This window comes from Mycobacterium sp. TH-M25 (genome assembly GCF_057473665.1).
In genome coordinates, this window is the sequence record NZ_JBYCLA010000450.1 from 1 (window position 1) to 5,942 (window position 5,942).

At 62.9% G+C, this 5,942-nt stretch carries 5 protein-coding genes; all 5 read left to right on the forward strand.

Going from position 1 to position 5,942, the window contains the following annotated elements; translation table 11 throughout:
* Positions 1–313: 313 nt before the first annotated feature.
* Positions 314–3,817 (forward strand): carboxylic acid reductase, encoded by a 3,504-nt coding sequence (gene car / locus AC2VOU_RS15310; protein ID WP_486958145.1) that lies wholly within the window; start codon positions 314–316, stop codon positions 3,815–3,817.
* A 745-nt stretch (positions 3,818–4,562) separates the two neighbouring features.
* Positions 4,563–4,862, forward strand: a complete 300-nt coding sequence (locus tag AC2VOU_RS15315) for a PE family protein (protein ID WP_486958148.1) — start codon at positions 4,563–4,565, stop codon at positions 4,860–4,862.
* 123 nt (positions 4,863–4,985) lie between these two features.
* Positions 4,986–5,282, forward strand: coding sequence for a WXG100 family type VII secretion target (locus AC2VOU_RS15320; RefSeq protein ID WP_486958146.1), 297 nt, complete (start codon positions 4,986–4,988; stop codon positions 5,280–5,282).
* 24 nt (positions 5,283–5,306) lie between these two features.
* Complete coding sequence (locus AC2VOU_RS15325; protein WP_486958147.1) at positions 5,307–5,591, forward strand: WXG100 family type VII secretion target; 285 nt, start codon at positions 5,307–5,309, stop codon at positions 5,589–5,591.
* Positions 5,592–5,845: 254 nt separating this feature from the next.
* On the forward strand, positions 5,846–5,942 hold a 97-nt coding region (locus tag AC2VOU_RS15330; protein WP_486958149.1), incomplete at its 3' end, for a PPE domain-containing protein.

The following is a 5,942-nucleotide window of genomic DNA, read 5'->3' on the forward strand; positions in this document are numbered from 1 at the left end:
AGAACTGCGCCCACCACCGGTCAGGGTCTACGCTGGCAGCCGCGGGGGCCGCGGCATATTCGCATGTGTTCACAAACTCCGAACAATGCCCCGGCCACCGCTCCTACCAGCGCAGACACGCCGAAACACCCCAGCCCCGAACTACGGCTGCAGTCGACCATATAAGCCATCAGCCGATCCACCGGTGGCCGATCTCACAGGAAGCCCGGCGGCACCGTGGTTGCCGGGGAAGTTTAGCGTTGCTAACGTTTTATCCGTTGGACACAACGGTCCGCCGTAAATCTGCTACGTCCGAACTTGCGAGAGGACTTGAATGTCAACCCAAACCGACGAAGAGCGCCTCGAAGGCCGGATTGCCTACTTAACTGCCACCGACCCCGAGTTCGCCGCCGCCCGTCCCGATCCGAACGTCGCCGCGGCGGTGCACGAACCCGGATTGCGTCTGCCGCAGGTTGTCCAGACCGTGCTCAAGGGCTACGCGGACCGGCCCGCTCTCGGCCGGCGCGCTGTTGAGTTCGTCAAAGATCCGCGGTCCGGCCGCACATCGCTGCGGCTGCTGCCCCGCTTCGACACGATCACTTACCGCGAACTGGCCGATCGCGTCGGCGCGGTGGCAGCCGCCTGGGTCGACGGCCTGGTGTCACCCGGCGACCGCGTCTGTGTGCTGGGCTTCAACAGCGTGGATTACGCGACAATCGACATTGCGCTGGGCCAGATCAACGCGGTGTCGGTTCCGCTGCAGGCCAGCGCGGCGATCGCTGCACTGCAGCCCATCGTTGCCGAGACCGGGCCTGTCGTGATCGCGGCCAGCATCGACTACATTTCCGATGCAGTCGAGCTGGTCGAGAGCGGCCCCGCCCCGGTCCGGCTAGTGGTGTTCGACTACCACCGGCAGGTCGACGACCACCGCGAGGCGTTCGAGGCGGCCTGCGCGCGCCTGGCGGACAGCCAGGTCATCGTGGAGACACTGACGGAGGTGCTGGAACGCGGCAAGGCACTTCCGGCCCCATCGGCCGAGGTGCCCGAGGACGCGTTGGCGCTGCTCATCTACACCTCCGGAAGCACCGGTGCACCTAAGGGTGCGATGTATCCGCAGAACAATGTGACCAAAATGTGGCTGCGCAACAACCGGAACCGGTTCGGGCCGAACGCGGCGTCGATAACGCTCAACTTCATGCCGATGAGCCACGTGATGGGTCGCGGCATCCTGTACGGCACGCTCGGCAACGGCGGCACGGCCTACTTCAGCGCCAAGAGCGACCTGTCGACGCTGCTGGAAGACCTTGCGCTGGTGCGGCCGACCGAGCTGAACTTTGTGGTGCGGATCTGGGAGATGCTGTTCGGTGAGTTCCAAAGCCAAGTGGATCGCCGCCTGGCTGAGCGGGCCGGCGGCCCCCACCACGCCGCAGTCGAAGCCGAGGTCATGGCTGAGCAGTGTCAGCATCTTCTAGGCGGGCGGTTCATCTTCGCGATGACCGGCTCCGCCCCCATTTCGGCGGAGTTGAAGACCTGGATCGAGTCCATGCTGGAGATGCACGTTCTCGACGGCTACGCCTCGACCGAGGCCGGGATGGTCCTACTCGACGGGGCGGTGCAGCGCCCGCCGGTCATTGACTATAAGCTGGTGGACGTCCCGGATCTGGGTTACTTCCACACTGACCGGCCGTATCCGCGCGGTGAGCTGCTGCTCAAGACCGAGAATATGTTTCCGGGTTACTACAAGCGCCCGGAGGTCACCGCCAACGTATTCGACGAGGACGGCTACTACCGGACCGGCGACGTGGTGGCCGAAGTGGGCCCCGACCGGCTGGTGTACGTCGACCGGCGCAACAACGTGCTCAAACTTGCCCAGGGCGAGTTCGTCACGCTGGCGAACCTGGAGGCGACTTTCGGCACCAGTCCGCTGGTGCGGCAGATCTACATCTACGGCAACGGCGCGCACTCTTACCTGCTGGCGGTCGTAGTTCCGACCGAAGATGCGTTGTCGCGCTTCGATTCCGCGGAGCTGAAGCCCCGCATCGCCGAGTCGCTGCAGGCGGTGGCCAAGCAGGCCGGCCTGCAGTCCTACGAGGTGCCGCGCGACTTCCTGATCGAGACCACTCTGTTCTCACTGGAGAACGGTCTGCTGACCGGTATCCGCAAGCTGGCCTGGCCCAAGCTCAAGCAGCATTACGGCGAGCGGCTTGAACAGCTCTACGCCGAGCTCGACGAAGGACAGTCCAACGAACTGCGCGCGTTGCGGCGCAGCGGCACTGACCGACCGGTGCTGGAGACGATCAGCCGTGCCGCGGCTGCGCTGCTGGGTGCGTCGACCGCCGAACTGGCACCCGACGCACACTTCACCGATCTGGGTGGAGACTCGTTGTCGGCGTTAACATTCGGCAATCTGTTGCGCGAGATCTTCGACATCGACGTTCCGGTGGGCGTGATCGTCAGCCCGGCGTCGGACCTGCGGTCCATCGCCAACTACATCGAGGCCGAGCGCCAAGGCTCCAAGCGACCGACTTTCGGCTCGGTGCACGGCCGGGACGTGACCGAGGTGCGCGCGGCCGACCTGACGCTGGACAAGTTCCTCGACGTTGGGACCCTGGCCGCCGCCCCGAACCTGCCCGGGCCTGCCAGCGAGGTCCGCACGGTGCTGCTGACCGGCTCCACCGGCTTTTTGGGCCGCTACCTGGCGCTGGAATGGCTCGAGCGGATGGACCTGGTCGATGGCAAGGTCATCGCGTTGGTGCGGGCCAAGACCGACGAGGAGGCGCGGGCCCGGCTGGACAACACCTTCGACAGCGGTGACCCGGAACTGCTGGAGCACTACAGAGGGCTCGCCACCGATCGCCTGGAGGTTATTGCCGGCGACAAAAGCGAGGCCAACCTGGGCCTAGACCAACAGATCTGGCAGCGGCTGGCCGACACCGTCGACCTGATCATCGACCCGGCGGCGCTGGTCAACCACGTCCTGCCGCACAGCGAGCTGTTCGGCCCCAACGTAGTGGGCACCGCCGAGCTGATCCGCGTCGCGTTGACCACCAGGATCAAGCCGTACACCTACGTGTCGACAATCGGGGTGGGCGATCAGATCCGACCCGGAAAGTTCGTCGAGGACGCCGACATTCGGGTGATCAGCCCCGCCCGGGCGGTCAACGACGGCTACGCCAACGGCTACGGCAACAGCAAGTGGGCCGGTGAGGTGCTGCTGGCCGAGGCCCACGATCTGTGCGATCTGCCAGTCGCGGTGTTGCGCTGCGACATGATCCTGGCCGACACCAGCTACGCGGGCCAGCTCAACCTGCCGGATATGTTCACCCGGCTGATGCTGAGTCTGGTCGCCACCGGGATCGCGCCCGGCTCGTTTTACGAGCTCGACGCCGAGGGCAACCGGCAGCGTACGCACTACGACGGCCTACCGGTCGAGTTCATTGCAGAGGCTATCGCCACGCTGGGCGCCCAGATCGAGGGATACCAGACCTATCACGTGATGAACGCCTACGACGACGGCATCGGGCTCGATGAGTACGTCGACTGGCTGATCGACGCTGGGTATTCCATCCAGCGGATCGCTGACTACTCCGAATGGTTGCAGCGGTTCGAGACGAGCCTGCGGGCTTTGCCAGAAAAGCAGCGCCACTACTCGCTGCTGCCGCTGCTGCATAATTACCAGAAGCCACAGACCCCGCTCCGCGGTTCGCTTGCCCCAACCGACCGGTTCCGCGCTGCGGTGCGGGACGCGAAAATCGGCCCGTACAACGACATTCCACACGTCTCGGCGCCGATCATCGTCAAGTACGTCACAGACCTGCAACTACTCGGGTTGCTCTGACCCTGATTTTTCAAATCTAATATCTTCACGTCGCGCGGGTTTGCCGACCAAACCCTGGGGCCTCAGCCACCGTCACGCGTTGTGATGCCAGAGCCGCGCAAGGACCCGGTACACTGGCTCGGGGCAACCGGTGGGTGACCGCCCGGTTCGTGATGCGGCTGCCGTTTTGCAGCCATCCGATCTGCCTGCCGGTGCTGTTTCGGCTCTGGGTCGGCAAATGCCGTGCCTCCCAGGTTGAGCTGGCGGGAGCTATGCTTGTCGTACTCGCAGAAGCTTTCCCGCACAAGCGGATCCAACTACCGAGGCTGGCGCGACAGACCAAGAATGGCGCACTGCTAGTGGTAGTACAGCTACTGGATGGTTGCCGAGCGAGATCTGCGCCGATGCGACCGCCGATGCTCGAGCCGGATTACCCGATTGCTCGATTTATATCGTCTGCTTGACGGAAGTCACAGCGATAGGATACCGTGACGCGCGCCACACCTCGGCCCGTGGTGCCACTCGCGGAGTCGCCAGTACGGGTAAAGGTGTGGCTGTGGAGGATGAGCAAGAGGAGGTGAGGAGGATCAAGGGTTACATGTCGGATGTTGCGGTAGGCATGTTGGCGGACCAGCGTAAACAAAGCGGTAGGCGCGCGACCGGGCATGACCCCTGAAAGTTTAACTACGGTGTAACGGGTTTGTGACGGCGATGACATAACCATCCGATTAGGTTGGCGAACCTGTCCGGAGAGAACGGAGTTCAAGTGATGTTTGTAACTACCCAACCAGAAGCCTTATCAACGGCGGCCGAGAATTTGAGTACCATCGGTTCCGCGGTGACCTCTCAGAATGCGATGGCCGCCGCTCCAACGACGGGGATTCTCCCCGCGGCTGCCGACGAGGTCTCGGCGTTAGTGGCTGCGCAGTTCGTGGCGCACGCTCAGATTTATCAGACGGTTAGTGCCCAGGCCGCGGCGATTCATGAAATGTTCGTCAACACCTTGGGCACCAGTGCAGGTTCATACGCGGCTACGGAGGCTGCTAACGCGGTCGCGGCCGGTTAGGCGAAAGGGGAAAATACCGATGTTTTAGCGGTCTAGATAACCAAAAGCTAGTTCGAAGGCAGCTTCAATACGGGCTGCTACATCTTGAATTCAGTTAAAAGTTTCGACTAATGGAAGGTTGAGATGTCTACACGGTTTATGACGGATCCGAATGCCATGCGGGATATGGCGGGCCGTTTTGATGTGCACGCGCAGACGGTGGAGGACGAGGCCCGCAAGATGTATGCGTCCTCGGTTAACATTGCCGGTTCCGGCTGGAACGGCACCGCCCAGGCGACCTCGCACGACACCATGGGCCAGATGAACACCGCGTTCCGCAACATCGTCAACATGCTGCATGGGGTGCGCGACGGGCTGATCCGCGACGCCAACAACTACGAGGCGCAAGAGCAAGCCTCCCAGCAGATTTTGTCCAGCTGACCCGTTAATGAGGAGAACCACGAAATGACGATCAACTATCAGTTCGGCGACGTTGACGCCCATGGCGCGTTGATTCGCGCTCAAGCCGCCTCGTTGGAGGCCGAGCATCAGGCCATCGTCCGTGATGTGCTTGCGGCCGGTGACTTTTGGGGCGGTTCGGGCTCCGTGGCGTGTCAGGAGTTCATTACCGCGTTGGGCCGCAACTTCCAGGTTATCTACGAGCAAGCCAACGCCCATGGCCAAAAGGTGCAGACCGCAGGCAACAATATGGCCTCCACCGATAGCGCCGTCGGCTCCAGCTGGGCGTGAAAGGACCCCACAAGATGGAGTCATTGTCGGCCCGGCAGCGCGTTGGCACAGCCGCTTGGTCGCTGCGCGGCCACCGGAGCTATGAGCGCTGCCGGGAGCGGCGACAACATGCCCCGAAGGATCCGCCGGGCAAGGGCGAAAAAAATTTAGATTTGAGTGTACGACAGCCTTGGGCAGCTGATTTCTTTCTTCATAGCAAGCTCGGGCAAATCGATGAACATAAATCCGCGTCGGGTTATTAGGAGGTTTTCGCTGTGGATTTTGCGGTGTTGCCGCCGGAGGTGAACTCGGGTCGGATGTATGCGGGTGCGGGGCCGGGGCCGCTGATGGCGGCTGCGGGGGCCTGGGATC